General features: G+C 65.6%; 19 protein-coding genes. 15 read left to right on the top strand and 4 right to left on the bottom strand.

Features of this window, described 5'->3' with window-relative positions:
• The first annotated feature begins 137 nt into the window (after positions 1-137).
• Entirely contained in the window at positions 138-608 is a 471-nt protein-coding gene (locus E5675_RS02975; RefSeq protein WP_136173275.1) for a nuclear transport factor 2 family protein, read from the top strand.
• Here E5675_RS02975 and E5675_RS02970 read toward each other — a convergent pair.
• Positions 605-1,264 (bottom strand): hypothetical protein, encoded by a 660-nt coding sequence (locus E5675_RS02970; protein ID WP_136173274.1) that lies wholly within the window; start codon positions 1,262-1,264, stop codon positions 605-607. The two genes, E5675_RS02975 and E5675_RS02970, sit on opposite strands and share 4 nt — an antisense overlap.
• Positions 1,261-1,473 carry a helix-turn-helix transcriptional regulator gene (locus E5675_RS02965; RefSeq protein WP_136173273.1) on the bottom strand — a complete coding sequence of 71 codons (213 nt, stop codon included), beginning with the start codon at positions 1,471-1,473 and terminating at the stop codon, positions 1,261-1,263. The genes E5675_RS02970 and E5675_RS02965 overlap by 4 nt, the downstream gene beginning before the upstream one ends.
• A 146-nt stretch (positions 1,474-1,619) precedes the next feature.
• On the opposite strand from E5675_RS02965, the gene E5675_RS02960 reads away from it, so the two are divergent.
• The 6 genes from E5675_RS02960 to argJ all read left to right on the top strand — a co-directional run bounded on the left by E5675_RS02960 (position 1,620) and on the right by argJ (position 8,644).
• Positions 1,620-2,138 (top strand): SRPBCC family protein, encoded by a 519-nt coding sequence (locus E5675_RS02960; protein WP_136173272.1) that lies wholly within the window; start codon positions 1,620-1,622, stop codon positions 2,136-2,138.
• Positions 2,139-2,243: 105 nt separating this feature from the next.
• Positions 2,244-3,728: a PQQ-dependent sugar dehydrogenase gene (locus E5675_RS02955; protein WP_168707779.1), complete on the top strand. Its 1,485-nt coding sequence runs from the start codon at positions 2,244-2,246 to the stop codon at positions 3,726-3,728.
• 52 nt (positions 3,729-3,780) lie between these two features.
• Positions 3,781-4,392 carry an NAD(P)H-dependent oxidoreductase gene (locus E5675_RS02950; protein WP_136173270.1) on the top strand — a complete coding sequence of 204 codons (612 nt, stop codon included), beginning with the start codon at positions 3,781-3,783 and terminating at the stop codon, positions 4,390-4,392.
• Between the two features lie 134 nt (positions 4,393-4,526).
• On the top strand, positions 4,527-5,837 hold the full coding sequence (locus E5675_RS02945; RefSeq protein WP_136173269.1) for a M20/M25/M40 family metallo-hydrolase: 1,311 nt from the start codon (positions 4,527-4,529) through the stop codon (positions 5,835-5,837).
• 95 nt (positions 5,838-5,932) lie between these two features.
• Positions 5,933-7,366, top strand: a complete 1,434-nt coding sequence (locus E5675_RS02940) for an aldehyde dehydrogenase family protein (RefSeq protein WP_136173268.1) — start codon at positions 5,933-5,935, stop codon at positions 7,364-7,366.
• A gap of 51 nt (positions 7,367-7,417) precedes the next feature.
• The gene (gene argJ, locus E5675_RS02935; protein ID WP_136173267.1) at positions 7,418-8,644 is read left to right on the top strand and encodes a bifunctional glutamate N-acetyltransferase/amino-acid acetyltransferase ArgJ; all 1,227 of its coding nucleotides are present in this window, start codon (positions 7,418-7,420) and stop codon (positions 8,642-8,644) included.
• A gap of 13 nt (positions 8,645-8,657) precedes the next feature.
• On the opposite strand, the gene E5675_RS02930 is transcribed toward argJ, so the two are convergent.
• A complete protein-coding gene (locus tag E5675_RS02930; RefSeq protein WP_136173266.1) occupies positions 8,658-9,821 on the bottom strand; it encodes a Gfo/Idh/MocA family oxidoreductase in 1,164 nt (387 codons plus the stop codon).
• Between the two features lie 95 nt (positions 9,822-9,916).
• Here E5675_RS02930 and E5675_RS02925 point away from each other — a divergent pair, with 95 nt between their 5' ends.
• From E5675_RS02925 to E5675_RS02890, 8 genes are read left to right on the top strand one after another with little or no spacing between them, the layout of a single operon-like run.
• On the top strand, positions 9,917-10,303 hold the full coding sequence (locus E5675_RS02925) for a c-type cytochrome (RefSeq protein ID WP_136173265.1): 387 nt from the start codon (positions 9,917-9,919) through the stop codon (positions 10,301-10,303).
• Between the two features lie 16 nt (positions 10,304-10,319).
• Positions 10,320-11,363 carry a sugar phosphate isomerase/epimerase gene (locus E5675_RS02920; RefSeq protein ID WP_136173264.1) on the top strand — a complete coding sequence of 348 codons (1,044 nt, stop codon included), beginning with the start codon at positions 10,320-10,322 and terminating at the stop codon, positions 11,361-11,363.
• A gap of 44 nt (positions 11,364-11,407) precedes the next feature.
• On the top strand, positions 11,408-12,709 hold the full coding sequence (locus E5675_RS02915) for an MFS transporter (RefSeq protein ID WP_136173263.1): 1,302 nt from the start codon (positions 11,408-11,410) through the stop codon (positions 12,707-12,709).
• The gene (locus E5675_RS02910) at positions 12,706-13,611 is read left to right on the top strand and encodes a TIM barrel protein (RefSeq protein WP_136173262.1); all 906 of its coding nucleotides are present in this window, start codon (positions 12,706-12,708) and stop codon (positions 13,609-13,611) included. The genes E5675_RS02915 and E5675_RS02910 overlap by 4 nt, the downstream gene beginning before the upstream one ends.
• 11 nt (positions 13,612-13,622) lie before the next feature.
• Positions 13,623-14,450 carry a DUF1080 domain-containing protein gene (locus E5675_RS02905; protein ID WP_247594756.1) on the top strand — a complete coding sequence of 276 codons (828 nt, stop codon included), beginning with the start codon at positions 13,623-13,625 and terminating at the stop codon, positions 14,448-14,450.
• A complete protein-coding gene (locus E5675_RS02900) occupies positions 14,447-15,007 on the top strand; it encodes a gluconate 2-dehydrogenase subunit 3 family protein (RefSeq protein ID WP_210727599.1) in 561 nt (186 codons plus the stop codon). The genes E5675_RS02905 and E5675_RS02900 overlap by 4 nt, the downstream gene beginning before the upstream one ends.
• Entirely contained in the window at positions 15,004-15,843 is an 840-nt protein-coding gene (locus E5675_RS02895) for a sugar phosphate isomerase/epimerase (protein ID WP_136173260.1), read from the top strand. The genes E5675_RS02900 and E5675_RS02895 overlap by 4 nt, the downstream gene beginning before the upstream one ends.
• Positions 15,844-15,859: 16 nt before the next feature.
• Positions 15,860-17,533, top strand: coding sequence for a GMC family oxidoreductase (locus E5675_RS02890; RefSeq protein WP_136173259.1), 1,674 nt, complete (start codon positions 15,860-15,862; stop codon positions 17,531-17,533).
• Between the two features lie 70 nt (positions 17,534-17,603).
• Here the strand turns inward: E5675_RS02890 and trxA are convergent, their stop codons facing one another.
• Positions 17,604-17,924 (bottom strand): thioredoxin TrxA, encoded by a 321-nt coding sequence (trxA, locus tag E5675_RS02885; RefSeq protein ID WP_037555014.1) that lies wholly within the window; start codon positions 17,922-17,924, stop codon positions 17,604-17,606.
• Between the last annotated feature and the right edge of the window lie 16 nt (positions 17,925-17,940).

Raw genomic sequence — 17,940 nt, 5'->3', positions numbered from 1 at the left:
CCGGTTCGGGGGAACCGGGCGCCCCTTTTTGCTTATGCGCTTGCCCGCCGAGCCCTGCCCGCTTACCCCCGACGTAGTTGCGCGCGGTGGCAAGCCCGGGCAAGCCTTTGCAGACGCGCGAGGAGGAGAGACAGTTGGTGAAGCGGCTCCATATGGCGGCGACGACGTTTCTTCTGGCGGCCGCGTGCGCCCCCGCGAACGATCGGGCGGAACCTGCGACCACTCCAGCGGGCTATCGCGAGGCAGCTTCGGCGCTCGACGCGGCGATTGCGGCAAAGGATGAAGCAGCGCTTGAACGGCTGATCGCGGAGGATTTTCTCTGGGTTCGCGGTAGCGGCGCAAAGGGCGACAAAGCGGCTTTCATCGGCGCGCTGACGGCACCCGCAATTCGCATCGAACCCTTCCGTGCGAGCGAAGCGCGCTGGATTATCTCAGGCAATAGCGCGCTGCTGGCCGCGACCAACGAATTGCGCGGCACGGCCGATGGCGCCCCCTTCGTCGATCGCCATCGCTTTGCCGATCACTGGCTGTGGCGCGACGGCGGCTGGCGGCTGGTCTATGCTCAGGTGACGCCGCTGCCCGAAACCCCCGATCCGGATGGCGGTTAGCGCACCATCATGCCGCGCTTGCCGACCGCTACGAAGCTGCCGCCGATCAGCGAAGCCGCAAGCACCGCGATGACGTCGATCGGCGAAAGCGACGCGTTCCAGCCGAGCGCGTCGAGCGCCCCCCAGGGCAGGAGGATCGCGCGGGCGATCAAAAAGGCCCATGAACCGCCCTCCAGCCCGAGCTGCCGGTCGAACTCGTCATAGACGCGGAGCCAGCGGAACGACGCGAGGCTTACCACGAGCAGGACCGCCAGTGCCGCGAGCGCGACGGCGGGTGCCACCGGGCCGGCCGCGAAACCGGGCGACCGCGCGAGCGAGACCAGCATGAGCGTGACGCCCGCCCATCCCATATAGAGCGCCGAGCGCAGCAGCTTGGGCCGGTCGTCGACCATTTCCTCGGCATCGCCGACATTGAGCAGTCGCGCCCCGGCACGCGGCACGGCGAGGCCGAAGCCGATCATCACGGTGGCCAGGAGATAGACCAGCCCCACACCCGCCAACGCCACGCGCGAAGGCTGCATGGCGACGAGCAGCCCCTCGCCCGCGAGCCACATCAGCAGCGAAAAGCTGCCCCCGCCGAACGCCATGCCGACAAGCGCGCTGAATGCCGTCTTTTTCCACCGCGGTGTCCGGTCGTCGATCGTCGAATGGCTCATTCTTCATTCTCCGGAATCCAGTGATCGATAAACAGCTCGCGCACTTCGAGCCCGAACAGGCGGGCCATGCGCAGGGCGAGAGGCAGGCTGGGGTCGTATTTGTCGGTTTCGACCGCGTTGATCGTCTGGCGCGACACACCGAGCCGGCGGGCCAGTTCGCCCTGGCTCCATCCCGCTCCTTCGCGATATTCGCGCACCCGATTTTCCAACGCGCATTCCTTCGCCTGTCAAGATCTCTTTACAGACGCAGTGCCGAACTGTCAAACACTCTTTACATTTATCCTTCGCCGCGCCGCGATTACGCTTTGGTAAGCCGGCACGGCTAAAGGGCGGACGAGAGCGAGGAGGGTGTTCGATGGTGCGTATCCTGATTCTGGCGGCCGCGACCCTGCTCGCCGCCGGCTGCGGCAAGATGATCGAACTGGTGAACCAGACACGCACCGTCGCCGCACCACGCGAGGAAGTGTTCGCGAAGATGTTCGGCGATGATGGCGCTTTCGCCGGCCTGCCGCTCGTCACCAACGGCGGATCAACGCGGCTCTACGAACTCGTCGCCGAAAAGGGCGAGCCCGGGTTCGAAAAGCTGGTACCCGACGAACGGCCCGAAGCATACAAGGTCAAGGTCGCGGTCGCGATGGAGATCCCGCGTGAGGCACATCTGATCTACAGCGTCGATGACGGCGCACTTACGACAGGGCTGAAGTTCACTTTCGAGGAACTGGCGCCGGATCGCACGCGGGTCGCATTCACCATCGACGAATTGACGGGCGGCGGCGCGAAAGGTCTTCAGGTCAACCGGTCCGCGCTGAAGCGGATCGCTCGCGACGCGCTCGGCAAGCTCGACGATTTCGAGGAAATCGACGCGGCCGCCTGACGCACTTTTTCCGATCCTTCGGCCAAGACCCGAGCTTGCGCGCTGCGCCGGCAAGTGTCACCCTGCTCTGACGTAGATCGCGAAAAGGTGTTCTGGATCATGCGGATGCACGTCTATTTACTCTCCTCGCTGGTTCTGACCGGTTGCGGCGGAGGTGGAAGCGATGGCGGAACGCCCCCCGCCGCAAACAGGTCTCCAGCATTCACCTCGCTCCAGACCGCCAGCGTCGCCGAAAACAGCACGGCCGCCTATCAGGCAACGGCGACCGATCCAGACGGCGATGCGTTAACCTTCACCATCGACGGCGGCGCCGACGCGGCGCGCTTTTCGATCACCGCCGCCGGCGCGCTGCGCTTCAACGCAGCTCCCGATTATGATCTTCCGGGGGATGCCGACGGCGACAATGTCTATTCGGTCCGGCTCAGCGTCAGCGACGGCAGAGCGGACGTCAGCCAGACGATCAATGTCACGGTGAGCAATTCGAAGGAAGGCATATCCGTCCAGCGCGTCGGCACCGGCTTTAATCAGCCGACCTTCCTTCTCGGCATTCCGGGCAGCGGCGACGTCTATGTGCTGGAAAAGGCCGGGGGCGTTTATCGCCTGACCCCTTCGACCGGTGCGAAGTCGCTGCTCTTCACGATCGGCGATCTGTCGACCGACGGCGAGCGCGGGCTGCTCGGCATGGCGCTGCTGCCCAACCCGGCGAATTCGGATCGCTTCGTGATCTATTGCACCAATGCCTCCGGTGACATCGAGATTCGCGAATATGGAAGCCTCTCTGGATCGCCCCGTGTGTTGGCGAGGCTTACGATACCGCATCCCGGGGCGAACAACCACAATGGCGGCGCGATGGCCTTTGGTCCCGACGGCTTGCTCTATGTCGGGGTGGGCGATGGCGGTGGCGTTGGCGACCCCGGCAACAATGCCCAGAATCCCGATTCGCGGCTCGGCAAGATATTGCGGATCCGGGTGGTCGAAGACCCCTATGCGGGTGCATCGGTTCCCAGCGATGAGGGTTTCCTGGCGCCCGCCCCGGGCAATCCCTATCTGGCTGGCGGCGGCGACCGCTATGTCTACGCGACCGGCTTGCGCAATCCGTTCCGTTTTTCCTTCTCGGGATCGACCCTGATCATAGGTGACGTCGGCCAGGGTGCGGTCGAAGAAATCGATATGGTGACGACCACCCAGCCGGGCCTCAATTTCGGCTGGCGGTTCAGGGAAGGCACCCGGTCCTATACCGGCGCGCCGCCCGGCGGCCTGATCGATCCGGTCGCCGAATATGGTCACGGCGACGGTCCGCGGCAGGGCAATTCGATCACCGGCGGCTATGTCTATCGCGGCCCGGTGACCTCGCTTCAGGGTCAATATGTCTTCGCCGACTTCGTCTCGGACAATATCTGGACAGTCCCATTTTCCAGCCTTGTCCCCGGCCAGACGCTCGCCTCATCGCGTTTCGCGCGGCGGAACGAGGATTTCGTGCCCGACGCGGGGACGCTGAACTCGATCGCCTCCTTCGGCGAGGACAGCGCGGGCAATCTGTTTCTCGTCAGCCTCGGCGGCGACATTTTCATGGTGCGCCAAGGAACCTGAGCGCGGCGGCGCGGCTTTTTCAAGCGGGGGACTAACCCGCAAAGGAGGCATCATGGCCGCCCCCCTCACCGCCACCGCCATCAACTGCTCTCTCTCAAGCCGCGGACGGAAAAGCTCGACCGACGCGATGCTCGCGGTGCTCGCCGAACATTTCGCCGCGCACGACGTGTCGGTCGCGGACCCGATCCGCATCGCCGCGCACAGCATCAAATGGGGCGTCAAATCGGACGAAGGCGAAGGCGACGACTGGCCGCGAATCCGCGAACAGATACTCGCCGCCGATATATTGATCTTCGGCACGCCGATCTGGATGGGACAGGCATCAAGCGTCGCCAAGCTCGTGATGGAGCGGATGGACGCCTTCCTCTCCGAGACCGACGACAAGGGCCGGATGCCGAGCTATTCGAAGGTCGCGGTCGCCGCGATCGTCGGCAACGAGGATGGCGCGCACAATGTCGCGTCGCAGATCTTCCAGGCGCTAAACGACGTCGGCTGGACGATCCCCGCGGTCGCGGCCTGCTATTGGGTCGGCGAGGCGATGGGGTCGGTCGATTTCAAGGACCTCGACCACCGCCCGCGCAAGGTCAACGAAACCGCGAAGATGGTCGCCGCCAACGCCGCGCATCTCGCGCGGCTGCTGAAGGAGGCGCCCTATCCGGGCTGACGAGGTTGCGCGAAGGCCTCAAGCGAGGCACAAACTGACCGTCGCCCCGCGAAGGCGGGGCCGCTAGAGAGGTAGCGCAGGGTTGCCGGCGGCCCCCGCCTTCGGGGGCGACGTTTGGATCGTTCGGAGCCCCCATGAAATCATTGCCCTTTGCCGCGCTCATCGCCCTCCAGCTTGCCCTCGCGCCCGCCGCCGCGGCGAAGCTCAGCAAAGCCGAGAGCGGCATGGCCCAGACGATCGAGGCCGAACAGACACGCAGCCTCGCGCTGCTCGAAAAACTCGTCAACCAGAACAGCGGTTCGCTCAATCTCGAAGGGGTCGAAAAGGTCGGTGCGATGATGCGCACCGAACTCGAGCCCCTCGGCTTCAAGGTAGAATGGAAGCCGATGCGCGAGACCGGTCGCGCCGGCCATCTGATCGCGACGCACGCCGGCAAGCCCGATACCAAGCGCCTGCTCCTCATCGCGCATCTCGACACGGTGTTCGAACCAGACTCGCCCTTTCAGAAATTCGAACGCATGGGCGACAAGGCGAAGGGTCCGGGGGTCGGCGACGACAAGGGCGGAATGGTCGTCGTCGTCGCGGCGCTGCGCGCGATGCACAAGGCAGGGACGCTCAAGGGCGCGAACATCGAATTTCACATGACCGGCGACGAGGAAGACACCGGCGATCCGCTCGCCAAGGCCCGGGCCGACCTGATCGCCGCGGGCAAGCGCGTCGACGTCGCGCTGGGGTTCGAGGGGCTGGTCCGCGATAGCGGCGCCGACATGAGCTCGATCGCGCGGCGCTCGTCGGAAAGCTGGCAGGTCACCGCGACCGGCAAGACGGGGCACAGCTCGGGCGTTTTCAGCGCCGATGCCGGCGATGGCGCGATCTATGAGCTCGCGCGGATCATCCACCGCTTTCGCACCGAGCTGCCCGAACCGAATCTGACCTTCAACGTCGGGCTGGTCGCGGGCGGCGAGCAGGTGTCGCTCGACGAGGGCAAGATTCGCGCGAGCGCGAACGGAAAGACCAATATCATTGCCGCAACAGCGATCGCGCGCGGCGACCTGCGCACGCTTTCGGCCGAGCAGGCCGCGCGCGTGAAGGACAAGATGGCAGCGATCGTCGCCGATCATGCCCCCGGCACCGGCGCGACGCTCGCCTTCGACCCCGGCGGCTATCCGGCAATGGCGCCGACCGACGGCAACCGCGCGCTGCTGACCCGGCTCAACGCAATCAACCGCGACCTCGGCCTCGCCGAAATGGCGGCGCTCGATCCCTTGAAGCGCGGCGCCGCCGACATCAGCTTCGTCGCGCCGCACGTCGACAGCCTCGCGGGACTCGGCGCCTATTCGACGGGCGATCACGGCCCCGAGGAAACGGTCGACATCCCCAGCATCGCGCGTCAGGCGACGCGCGCCGCCATATTGATGTCGCGGCTCGCGGCCGAAAAACGCTGACCCGCCAGATTTGGCAGTTGGCCGTGCTTGATTCATCGGGCACAGTGATTAGGTAGCAATCCGAGACGGAATAGACCGCCGATGGGAGACAGGACATGAGCACCGAAACGCACCTCAAACAACATTATATCGGCGGCCGCTGGGTCGACTCGAAGGGCGGCAAGCTCCACGACGTCATCAACCCGGCGACGGAGGAAGCGGCCTCGACCGTCGTGCTCGGTACCGCCGCCGACGTCGATGATGCGGTCGCCGCAGCGAAGGAAGCGTTCAAGAGCTTCTCGCAGACCACCCGCGAGGAACGCCTCGAGCTGCTGGGTCGCATCGTCGAGGAGTATAAGAAGCGCGCGCCCGACCTCGCCAAGTCGATGGCTGCGGAAATGGGCGCGCCGGTCAGCTTCGCGGGCACCGCGCAGGTCGGCGCCGGCATCGGCGGTTTCCTCGGCACGATCGCCGCGCTCAAGGATTTCAGCTTCACCGAAAAATATGCCGCGGGCATGATCGCCTATGAACCGATCGGCGTCGTCGGCATGATCACGCCGTGGAACTGGCCGCTCAACCAGATCGCGCTGAAAGTCGCCCCGGCGCTCGCCGCGGGCAACACGATGGTGCTCAAGCCGTCCGAAGAATGCCCTGGCAATGCCGTGATCTTCACCGAAATTCTCGAGGCCGCGGGCGTTCCCGCCGGCGTCTTCAACCTCGTGCAGGGTGACGGCCCGACCGTCGGCAACGCGATCAGCGCGCACCCGGGCATCGAAATGGTGAGCTTCACCGGCTCGACCCGTGCGGGCATCCTTGTCGCCAAGGCTGCCGCCGATACGGTCAAGCGCGTCCATCAGGAACTCGGCGGCAAGTCGCCGAACATCGTCCTGCCCGACGCCGACTTCGCCGCCGTGCTGCCCCCGACGGTGCAGGGCGTGCTCGTCAACACCGGGCAGAGCTGCATCGCGCCGACGCGCATCCTCGTCCAGAAGGAGCGCGAGGCCGAAGCCGTCGGCGTGATCAAGGCGATGTTCGACGGCACGCAGGTTGGCGACCCTCAGGCCGAGGGCGGCCACATCGGCCCCGTCGTCAACAAGGCGCAGTTCGACAAGATTCAGGGCCTGATCCAGTCGGCGATCGACGAAGGCGCGACGCTCGAGACCGGCGGTACCGGCCTGCCCTCGAACGTCAACCGCGGCTATTATATCAAACCGACCGTCTTCTCTGGCGTCACTCCCGACATGCGCATCGCGAAGGAAGAGGTGTTCGGCCCCGTCGCGACGATCATGGCCTATGACACGCTCGAACAGGCGGTCGATATCGCCAACGACACCGAATATGGCCTGTCGGCCGTCGTCTCCGGCGACCCCGCCAAGGCCGCCGAAGTCGCACCGAAGCTGCGCGCCGGCATGGTCGCGGTCAATGCCTGGGGTCCCGGACCGGGCGCGGCGTTCGGCGGCTACAAGGCGTCGGGCAACGGCCGCGAAGGCGGAGTGTTCGGCCTCAAGGATTTCATGGAAGTGAAGTCGATCAGCGGCATTCCCGCCTGAGCGCATCCAAAGCCTGATTGACGTAGGGGGCGTAGCGGTTAAGCGGGCGGCATGACCACCCGCTCGCCGCTCGCCCCCGACTCTTTTCCGGCCCTCCCCGACATCGCCGGGGTCACGCGCCGCGTCGCGCGCGCGCACTATAAGAATTGGGACCGCTGCGACCTCACTTTTGTCGAGCTCGCGCCGGGCACCACGGTCGCGGGCGTCTTCACGCGCAATGTCTGCTGCTCGTCCGAGGTCGAGCTCGGCCGCGAACAAGTGAAGGGCGGCACCGGCCGCGCGCTGATCGTCAACGCGGGCAACAGTAACGCCTTCACCGGCTATCGCGGGCGCGAGGCGGTCGAACAGATCATGGCGCAAGTCGCGGACCATCTCGGCTGCGATGCGAAGGAAGTGTTCGTCAGCTCGACCGGCGTCATCGGCGTTCCGCTGCCGAAGGACAAGGCGCGCGCGGGCGTCGACGCCGCGCTCACCGCCGAGCCCTGCTCGTGGGAAGCCGCCGCCGAAACGATCGGCACCACCGACACCTTCGCCAAGGGCGCAGCTTCCAGTGCGGTCGTCGGCGGCACGACCGTCCACATCACGGGGATCGTCAAGGGATCGGGCATGATCGCGCCCGACATGGCGACGATGCTTGGCTATATCTTCACCGACGCCGCCGTCGTGCCCGCGCTGTTGCAGGCGATGCTGAGCGAGGCGACCGGCGGGACATTCAATTCCATCACCGTCGACAGCGACACCTCGACCAGCGACACGGTGTTGCTCTTCGCAACTGGGCAGGCTGGCAATACGCCGCTCACGACCCGCGACGATCCGGGCGCCGACGCGCTTTACGCCGCGATCCGCGCCGTCGCGCTCGACCTCGCGCATCAGGTGGTGCGCGATGGCGAGGGCGCGTCTAAATTCATCGAAATCCAGGTCACCGGCGCTACCAGCGACGACAGCGCGAAGCGCGTCGCGCTCGCCATCGCCAATTCGCCGCTGGTGAAGACCGCGATCGCGGGCGAGGATGCGAACTGGGGCCGCGTCGTGATGGCGGTCGGCAAGGCCGGCGAACCCGCCGACCGCGACAAGCTCGCGATCCGCTTCGGCGATCACTGGGTCGCGAAGGACGGCCTTCCCGTCGACGGCTATGACGAAGTGCCCGTCGCCGCGCATCTCAAGGGTCAGGACATCCGCGTCGGCGCCGACCTGGGCCTCGGCGAAGGTCGCGCTACCGTCTGGACCTGCGACCTCACCCACGGCTACATCAGCATCAACGCCGATTACCGGAGCTGAACCCGCGCGATCGTCAGTCCGTGAGCGCGGTCCATTTCGCGTCGCCGGATGCATTTTTGACCACCGCTTCGACGAAGGTCATCGTCCGCAAACCGTCGGCGATTCCGGGGAACCAGTCGGCCGCGCCGCGCGGCGGCGGGCTCGCGGCTCCGGCGCGCAGGGCCCGGGCAAAACTGCGATAGAGGTTCGCGAACGCCTCGATATAGCCCTCGGGATGCCCCGCCGGGGTGCGCAGCCGCGCCATCGCCAAGGGGTCGAGCCCCGGCCCGCCGGCGCGGATCACCTCGGTTGGGCGGTCGAGCCAGCGGAGCGTCAGGCTGTTCGGTTCCATCTGCGACCATTCGAGACCGCCTTCCTCGCCATGGATGCGCAGCCGCAGGCCATTCTCGTCGCCCGCCGCGACCTGACTGGCTTTCAGCATCCCGCGCGCACCGCCCGCAAAGCGCAGCAGCGCCGCCACATCGTCGTCGAGGCGGCGACCCGCAACATGCGTGGTCAGTTCGGCGCTCAGCGATTCGACCGCCAGCCCCGAGACATGCTCGGCAAGCTGGAAAGCGTGCGTCCCGATGTCGCCGAGGCAGCCGCCGAGTCCGGCCCGCGCGGGATCGGTGCGCCATTCGGCCTGCTTGTTACCGTCCGCGTCGATCGGCCGGCTCAGCCAGCCTTGCGAATATTCGGCCTGCACCAGCCGGATCTTGCCGAAATCGCCGCGCGCGACGCGCACGCGCGCCTCTTCGATCAGCGGATAGCTGCTGTAGGTGAAGGCAAGGCCATAAAGCTTGCCGCTACGCTCTGCCGCCGCGGCGATCGCCTGCGCCTCGGCCAAATTCAGCGCCATCGGCTTTTCGGACAGGATGTGAAAGCCGGCGTCGAGCGCTGCGATCGCCATCGGGGCGTGGAGGTGGTTCGGGGTGACGATCGCCAGCACTTCCATCCGCTCGTCCGCGGGCAGCGCGGCTTCCGCGACAAGCAAGGCGTCGAAGGTCGGGTAGCCGCGGCCCGGCTCGATTCTCAGCGCTTTGGCGCTCCGCCGGTTGCGGTCGGCATCGGTGCTGAACGCACCGCATACCAATTCATATTCGCTATCGAGCGCGGCGGCCATACGGTGCACCGCACCGATGAAAGCGCCCTCGCCGCCACCCACCATACCATAGCGAATTTTCGACCGACCGTTCATCGCATTCCCTCTGCCAGAATTCATAAAATTGTTTGCATTATTCGCTTTTAAACGGTTACATCATCGCACCGGCTGTTGCCAGACGGGAGAGGATAATGAAATTTCTGTTCGCCCTGCCATTGGCGGGTGCAATATTAACCGCCGCGATGATGATGCCGTCGCCCACGGCCCATGCCGGACCGACAGGCGCCGGTGCGCAGGCGTTCGCCGCGTGCAAGGCCTGCCATACGCTCGAAGCGGGCGGCAAAAGCGTGATGGGCCCCAATCTGCACGGCCTGATCGGCCGGACGGCGGGCTCGGTCGCCGGGTTCAACTACAGCCCGGCGCTCAAGGCCTCGAAAATTCGCTGGGATGAAAAATCGCTCGACGAATATCTCGCCGCGCCGACCAAGAAGGTGCCGGGCACCCGCATGGTCGTCAAAGTGGCCGATTCCGCGCGCCGCGCGGCGCTGATCGCCTATCTCAAGGCCGAAACCAAGTGACCGGAAGGGCTGTCGCATGAAGGGCCCGGCTGTCTTCCTTGCGCAGTTCATGGGCGACGCGGCGCCCTTCGACACCCTGCCCTCGGCGGCGCGCTGGATGGCGGAGGCGGGCTATGTCGGCATCCAGATTCCGACTTGGGACAGCCGCTGCATCGATCTCGCGCGGGCGGCCGAGAGTCAGGATTATTGCGACGAGTTCGCCGGCACCTGCCGCGAAGCGGGGGTCGAGATCACCGAGCTGTCGACGCATCTGCAGGGCCAGCTGGTCGCGGTGCATCCTGCCTACGACGCCCAGTTCGATGCGTTCGCGCCCGACGCGCTGAAGGGCAAGCCGGCCGAACGGCAGAAATGGGCGGTCGAGCAACTCGGCCTTGCGGCGAAAGCAAGCCGGCGGCTCGGCCTGAATGCCCATGCGACTTTTTCGGGGGCGCTCGCCTGGCCCTATCTCTACCCTTGGCCGCAGCGCCCCGCAGGACTGGTCGAGGAAGCCTTCGCCGAACTCGCGAAGCGCTGGCGGCCGATCCTCGACGCTTTCGACGAACAGGGCGTCGATCTCGCTTACGAGATACATCCGGGCGAGGACCTCCACGACGGCGTGACCTTCGAACGCTTCCTCGCGGGCGTCGACAATCATCCGCGCGCCAACATCCTCTATGACCCCAGCCATTATGTGCTGCAGGCGCTCGACTATCTTCAGTTCATCGACATTTATCACGAGCGCATCCGCATGTTTCACGTCAAGGATGCGGAGCTCAATCCGACCGGGCGCTCGGGTGTTTACGGCGGCTTTCAGGACTGGGTCGACCGTCCTGGCCGCTTCCGCTCGCTGGGCGACGGCCAAGTCGATTTCGGCGGGATTTTCTCCAAGCTCACGCAATATGGCTATGCCGGCTGGGCCGTGCTCGAATGGGAATGCTGCCTGAAGCATCCCGAGGACGGCGCGCGCGAAGGCGCGCCCTTCATCGCCGCGCACATGATCCGCAAGGCCGACAAGGCGTTCGACGATTTCGCGGGCGGCAGCGATCCGGCGCTCAATCGCGCGATGCTGGGGCTCGACTGAAAAGATAATCTAAAAAAATAACCGACAAGCGGGGAGAGGGACGCATGACCACGACATTGCACAAGGGCCGATTATTCTGGCTGGGCGTGCTCGCGCTGTTTACCGCCGCGGCGAGCCTCGCGATCCGCGGCGCGATCGCCAGCGGGCTCAAGGCCGAATGGATCGACCCGATCGCGCCGCTGCAGGCGGGCGAGTTGATCGCCGCCGCGCTCGGCGCCGCGTTCCTCAGCTTCGCAATCACGTTGTTCGTCGCGAGCGCGCTGCTCGACCAGATCGGGATGAAGCGGTGTCTGGCGGGAGCCGGGCTATGCTTCATCCTTGGCCCGTTGATGATCGTCACCGCGGGTCATGTCGCGACGGGCATGACCGTCTATTGGCTCGTATGGGCGGGCATGCTGCTCAGCGGCATCGGCTGGGGGCTGACCGAGGCGGCGATCAATCCGCTGACCGCGCAGCTTTACCCCGAAGACACGACGCACCGGCTCAACGTGCTGCATGCGTGGTTCCCCGGCGGCATCATCGTCGGCGGGCTCGCTGGCTTCTTCCTCTCGGTCGCGCTGCCCTGGCAAGGCATCATGGCGCTGGTGATGATCCCTGCCGTCGCGACCGTTATCATCGCCGCGACGACGACGTTCCCGCCGCCGCTGCGCGAGCAAAGCGGCGTCAGCTTCGGCGAGATGATGAGCGAGGTGTTCCGCCGCCCGAGCTTCTTCATCTGGTTCGGCGCGATGTTCCTGACCGCGGCGTCGGAGCTGGCTCCCGGTCAGTGGATCGACGTTGCGCTGTCGAACCGCGTCGGCATGCGCGGCATATTGCTGCTCGTCTATGTCAACGCGTTGATGTTCGTCTTCCGTCATTTCGCGGGGCGGCTCGCCAACAAAATCTCGAACCCCGGGCTGCTCTGGGTATCGAGCCTGCTCGCGGCGATCGGCCTCTTCATGCTGAGCCAGGCGCAGTCGCCGGCGGCGGCGATCCTCGCCTCGACCGTCTGGGGTCTCGGCGTCTGCGTGATGTGGCCGACGATGCTCGCCTCGGTCGCCGAACGCTATCCGCGCGGCGGATCGTGGGCGATGGGCCTCGTCGGATCGGCGGGTGCGCTCGCCAGCTTCTTCGTTCTGCCCCAGCTCGGCGCGATGTTCGACCGCGCCAAGATCGAGTTCGCCGGCGGCCCTGAAGCCTTTGCGCGGCTGACTGGCGCCGCGAAGCTCGCGGTCGAGGATGCCGCCGCGTCGCTGTCGTTCCAGCGGCTGGCGATCCTGCCCGTCGTGCTGCTCGCGGTGTTCGGCTTCATCTGGCTGCGCGAGCGCGGCAAGTCGCGCGCGGCGCTCGCGGGCGAGGCTGCGTGACGCTTTCACGGCGAACCCTGTTGGCGAGCGGCGTCGCGGCCGCCGCCACGACTGCGGCGAGCGGTGCGGCGCCATCGAACGCCGCGCGCTTTTCGCTGAAATATGCACCGCACGAAGGCAGCTTCAACAGTCGCGGCGGGCGGCTCGAACAAATCGCGTTCGCCGCCGATCAGGGCTTTACCGCGTGGGAGGATAATGAGGCGGCCGGTCGTTCGGTCGCCGACCAGAGCGCGATGGCGCGCGCGCTGCAGCAGCGCGGCATGACGATGGGCGTGTTCGTCGCCAGCATGCCGCGCTGGGGCGATTTCCGGCCGCAGCTCGGCGGCAACGACGATGGCGATCGCGAGCGCTTCCTTGCCGATATTCGAAGCTCGGTCGACGTCGCCAAGCGGCTGAATTCCAAACATATGACGATCGTCCCCGGCTTCATGGACCGCAAGCTGCCGGTCGAGATCCAGACCGCGCGCGTGATCGACGTGCTGCGCCGCGCCGCCGAAATCTACGAACCGCACGGACTCGTCATGGTTATGGAGCCGCTCAATACGCTGGTGAACCATCCCGGCGTCTTCATGTCGACCGTGCCGCAGGGCTTTGCGGTCGCGCGCGCGGTGAACAGCTCCGCGATCAAGATATTGGCGGATCTCTATCACGAGCAGATTCAGGCCGGAAATCTCATCAACACGCTCGAAAACTGCTGGGACGAGATCGGCTATATCCAGTTCGGCGACAACCCCGGCCGCAACGAGCCTGGAAGCGGCGAGATCAACTATCGCAATATCGTCCGCTGGCTGCGCGCGAGGAAATTCGGCGGCGTGATCGGCATGGAGCACAGTAATTCGGTCGACGGGCGCGCGGGTGAAGAGCGGCTCGTCGCCGCCTATCGCGCGATCGACGCGGCATGAGGGAGAGACAAGTGAAGCGTTTCGCAGGGGCCGCGGTCATCGCAGCCGCGGTGGCGGCGGTCAGCCCCGCCGCCGCAGAGGAAAAGCCCGGATTCAAGGACACGCCGATGCTGCCCGGCGGCAAGTGGCATGTGCACGATTCGGACCGTCCCCACCCGACCGTCGTGACCCCGGGCACCGTCCCGGGCGCTCCGCCCTCCGACGCGACCGTCCTGTTCGACGGCACGTCGCTTGACGCGTGGCAGCCGCAGGCGACGCCGTGGATCGTCAAGGACGGTGCGGCAACCTCGGTCCCCCGCGCCGACGGCAAGGGTGAAAATGCACTGGTCAGCAAACAAAGCTTCGGCGACGTCCAGCTTCACCTCGAATTCGCCTCGCCCAATCCGCCGAGCAAGACCTCGCAGGATCGCGGCAACAGCGGCATCTGGTTCATGCAGCGTTACGAGATCCAGATTCTCGACGGCTACCGGAACCCCACCTACGCCGACGGCACCGTTGGATCGATCTATGCCTGGAAGCCGCCGCTCGTGAATCCGTCGCGGGCGCCCGGCGAGTGGCAGAGCTACGACATTATTTTCGAGCGGCCGCACTTCGCATCCAACGGCAAACTCGTTCGTCCTGCCTATATCACCGCCTTCCTCAACGGCGTGCTCGTGCAGAACCGCCAGCCGTGGCTCGGCAGCACGGTCTGGCGCAAGGTCGCTACGTATGAAGCGCATGGCGATGCGGCGCCGATCCAGCTTCAGGATCATCATTCCCCGGTTTCGTTCCGCAACATCTGGGTGCGCCCGCTGCCCGCAGCGGCGGCGAGCCATGATTTCGAAGGCGAAGTGAAATGATCATCGACCGCAGAGACGCCCTGGCCGGGATGGCCGCGATGTTCGGCGCCAGCCTGTTTGCGCCGATCGCGCGCGCGGCGGCGATGCAGATGACGCCGATCAGCGACGGCCCGCCCTCCTCGCCGGTTTTCAGCGCACAGCAGCGCGCGCTGATGACCGCACTCAGCGAGCGCGTGATGCCGACGACCGACACCCCGGGCGCAATCGCCGCCGGCGTCCCCGAGTTTATCGAGAAGCTGCTCGCCGACTGGGCCAGCCCCGACGACCGCAAGCCGATCCTCGCCGGGCTCGACGCGATCGAGACGCGCAGCCGGGCGGATTACAAGGTCGCCGCCGCCAAGGCGACGCCGGCGCAGCAGGACGCGCTGCTGACGCTCGCGATGGAAGACAAGCTCCCCGGCGGCGCCGACTTTTTCGACAAGTTCCGCCAGCTCGTGCTCACCGGCTATTTCACGTCGGAGGTCGGCATCATGCAGGAGCGCGAATATCTGCCCGTCCCCGGGCGCTACGACGGCGCCTATCCCTATTCCGAGATCAAGAAGGTGTTTTCGTCATGATGATCGGCAGGCGGCAATGGATGGCGGGCGGCGCCGCGCTTGGAGCGACACTCGCAGCGGGGCCACTCATGGCAAAGAGCCTCAAATCAAAGCCGGTCGGCATCCAGCTCTACACGGTGCGCGAGCTCTTCGCGAAGGACCCGATGGGGACGCTCGAGCAGGTCGCCGCGATCGGCTATCGCGAAGTCGAATATGGCGGCGGCGGTTACGACCAGATGGACCACGCCGCGCTCCGCAAGACAATGGACCGGCTGGGGCTGAAGTCGCCTTCGATCCATGTCGGCTATGAAGCGCTCGCGAGCGATTTCGACGGCGCGGTTGCGATGACCAAGGCGCTCGGCGCTGATACGCTGATCGTCCCCTATATGGGCGAGGCGCATCGCAGCGCCGAAGGCTGGAAGGCCGCGGTCGCCGATTTCAACCGCTACGCCGAGCGGCTCAAAAAGGCCGGGCTGGGCTTCGCCTATCACAATCATGATTTCGAATTCACGCTGAGGCCGGGCGGCACCAGCCTGTTCGACACGCTGATCGCCGACGCCGACCCGGCGCTCGTCGGACTCGAACTCGACCTGTTCTGGGCGGTCGCCGCGGGCGAGGACCCCAAGGCGATCATCAAGCGCCTTGCGGGACGGATCTACGCCTATCATGTCAAGGACCGCACCGCCGAGGGCAGGATGACCAGCGTCGGCAAGGGCGTCATCGATTTCGCCGACATCTTCACGCTCAACCAGACCGCCGGCGTGAAGCATTTCTATGTCGAGAACGACCAGTCGCCCGCGCCTTACCTGCCCGACATCGCCGCCAGCTTCAGCGCGCTGCGCCGGCTTCGCGCCTAATATTCGAGGACAAGACATGACAGACCAGTTCGATGCGATCGTCATCGGTTCCGGAGTCAGCGGCGGATGGGCCGCAAAGGAATTGACCGAAAAGGGCCTCAAGGTGCTGATGCTCGACCGCGGGGTGATGGTCGAGCATGGCGATTACGACTATGACGGCAAACCGGCCTATGAGGTCCCGGCGCGCGACATGATGCCCAAGGCGCTGATGGAAAGCGATTATTTCATCGCCAAGCATGGCTATGTCTCGCCGTCGAACCGGAAATTCTACAATAACGACCGGCTCAACCCCTATGCCTATGGCGAGGGCGAAAAATTCTACTGGATCCGGCCCGCCGCGGTCGGCGGCAAGTCGCTGATCTGGGGGCGCTGGAGTTTCCGCTGGTCGCCCGAGGACTTCGAGGCGAACAAGCGCGAGAATGTCGGGATCGACTGGCCGATCCGCTACGAGGACATCGCGCCCTGGTACGACTATGTCGAAAATTATATCGGCGTGTCGGGATCGCGCGAAAATCTGCCGCAACTCCCCGACAGCGCGTTCCAGCCGCCGATCCAGATGAACGTCGCGGAAAAATGGGTGAAGGAGCGGCTCGAGGCGACCTCACCGGGGCGCAAGCTGATCAACACGCGCCTGTCGAACATGACCGAGGACAAGGAGGATCAGGGCCGCAGCAAATGCCAGTTCCGCAATCAGTGCGGGCGCGGCTGCTCGTTCGGTGCCTATTTCTCGACCCAGGCGGTCACCCTGCCCGCGGCGCGCGCCACCGGGCGGCTGACGCTGCGTTCGGACGCGGTCGTCTCCAACCTCGAATATGACCCGAAGACGAAGCGGGTCACGGGCGTTCGCGTCGTCGACACCAAGACGAAGCAGGCCGAAGTGATCCCTGCTCGCCTCGTCTTCCTCTGCGCCTCTGCGATGGCCTCGACCCAGATCCTGATGAACTCGCGCATAGCGGGAACGGCCAAGAGCCATTTCGACGCCAGCGGCACCCTTGGCCGCTACGTCATGGACCATATCTTCCGCGTCGGTATCTCGGGCGATATTCCGGGGATGACCGATTTTATCGAATATGGCCGCCGTCCCGGCGGCGTCTATGTCCCGCGCTTCCGCAATGTCGGGGGCGAGGAAGGCGTGGGGTTCCGGCGTGGCTATGGCTATCAGGGCAGCGCGCGGCGCGATCCGCTACCGCCCGAGGGCTTCGGCGCGTCGATGAAGCACGGCATGCGCGGCTATGGGCCGTGGAAATTCGGGATGGGCGCGTTCGGTGAATGCCTGCCCTATGAAGACAACCGCGTCAGCCTGCATGCGGGCAAGGTCGACCGCTTCGGCATCCCGCTGATGCGTTTCGACGTCACCTTCCGCGACAACGAGATCCGCATGATGGACGATGCCCGCAGCGAAGGCGAAGCGATGCTGCGCCGAGCGGGCCTGACCAACGTCACCAGCGGACGCAGCGAACATGTGCCCGGCGACGCGATCCACGAAATGGGCGGCGCGCGCATGGGCGCCGATCCGCGCCAGTCGGTGCTCAACAAATGGAGCCAGGCGCACGACGCGGCCAATCTGTTCGTCACCGACGGCGCCCAGATGGCGTCGATCTCGTGCGTCAACCCGTCGCTCACCTTCATGGCGCTGACGGCGCGCGCAGCCGATTATGCGGTCAAGCAGCTGAAGGCGGGGGCGATCTAGAAATCTTCCCCGCCCCGATCGTCATCCCGGGTTTCGCCCGGATGATGATCGGGGAGAGAAGGCTCGGCCCCTAAAGCGCGCCTTCGAGCCAGCCTTTGAGTGCGCTTTTCGGCGCCGCGCCGACTTTGGTGTCGGCGATCTCGCCATTTTTGAACAGGATCATCGTCGGGATGCCACGCACGCCATATTTGCTCGGCGCGTCGGGATGATCGTCGATGTTGAGCTTGGCGATTACGACCTTGCCCGCGAGTTCGTCCGAAATTTCCTCGAGCGCCGGGCCGATCATCTTGCACGGACCGCACCATTCGGCCCAGAAATCGACGAGCACCGGAGTGTCGCTGTCGAGCACGTCGGACTGAAAGCTCGCGTCGGTGATGGCCTTGGTACCCATAGTCTGAACTCCTGAA

Origin of the sequence: Sphingopyxis sp. PAMC25046, from assembly GCF_004795895.1 — a bacterium.
Classification (GTDB): Bacteria; Pseudomonadota; Alphaproteobacteria; order Sphingomonadales; family Sphingomonadaceae; genus Sphingopyxis.
Note: the sequence above shows the minus strand (reverse complement) of the source record. Positions and strands in the feature narration are given on the sequence as shown.

Bases quoted from the DNA above. Each gene is read 5' to 3' on its own strand.
- E5675_RS02945 (WP_136173269.1), top strand. From the start codon at position 4,527: ATGAAATCATTGCCCTTTGCCGCGCTCATCGCCCTCCAGCTTGCCCTC.
- E5675_RS02950 (WP_136173270.1), top strand. From the start codon at position 3,781: ATGGCCGCCCCCCTCACCGCCACCGCCATCAACTGCTCTCTCTCAAGC.
- E5675_RS02970 (WP_136173274.1), bottom strand. From the start codon at position 1,264: ATGAGCCATTCGACGATCGACGACCGGACACCGCGGTGGAAAAAGACG.
- trxA (WP_037555014.1), bottom strand. From the start codon at position 17,924: ATGGGTACCAAGGCCATCACCGACGCGAGCTTTCAGTCCGACGTGCTC.
- E5675_RS02900 (WP_210727599.1), top strand. From the start codon at position 14,447: ATGATCATCGACCGCAGAGACGCCCTGGCCGGGATGGCCGCGATGTTC.
- E5675_RS02930 (WP_136173266.1), bottom strand. From the start codon at position 9,821: ATGAACGGTCGGTCGAAAATTCGCTATGGTATGGTGGGTGGCGGCGAG.
- E5675_RS02960 (WP_136173272.1), top strand. From the start codon at position 1,620: ATGGTGCGTATCCTGATTCTGGCGGCCGCGACCCTGCTCGCCGCCGGC.
- E5675_RS02920 (WP_136173264.1), top strand. From the start codon at position 10,320: ATGAAGGGCCCGGCTGTCTTCCTTGCGCAGTTCATGGGCGACGCGGCG.
- E5675_RS02890 (WP_136173259.1), top strand. From the start codon at position 15,860: ATGACAGACCAGTTCGATGCGATCGTCATCGGTTCCGGAGTCAGCGGC.
- argJ (WP_136173267.1), top strand. From the start codon at position 7,418: ATGACCACCCGCTCGCCGCTCGCCCCCGACTCTTTTCCGGCCCTCCCC.
- E5675_RS02925 (WP_136173265.1), top strand. From the start codon at position 9,917: ATGAAATTTCTGTTCGCCCTGCCATTGGCGGGTGCAATATTAACCGCC.
- E5675_RS02895 (WP_136173260.1), top strand. From the start codon at position 15,004: ATGATGATCGGCAGGCGGCAATGGATGGCGGGCGGCGCCGCGCTTGGA.
- E5675_RS02955 (WP_168707779.1), top strand. From the start codon at position 2,244: ATGCACGTCTATTTACTCTCCTCGCTGGTTCTGACCGGTTGCGGCGGA.
- E5675_RS02940 (WP_136173268.1), top strand. From the start codon at position 5,933: ATGAGCACCGAAACGCACCTCAAACAACATTATATCGGCGGCCGCTGG.
- E5675_RS02915 (WP_136173263.1), top strand. From the start codon at position 11,408: ATGACCACGACATTGCACAAGGGCCGATTATTCTGGCTGGGCGTGCTC.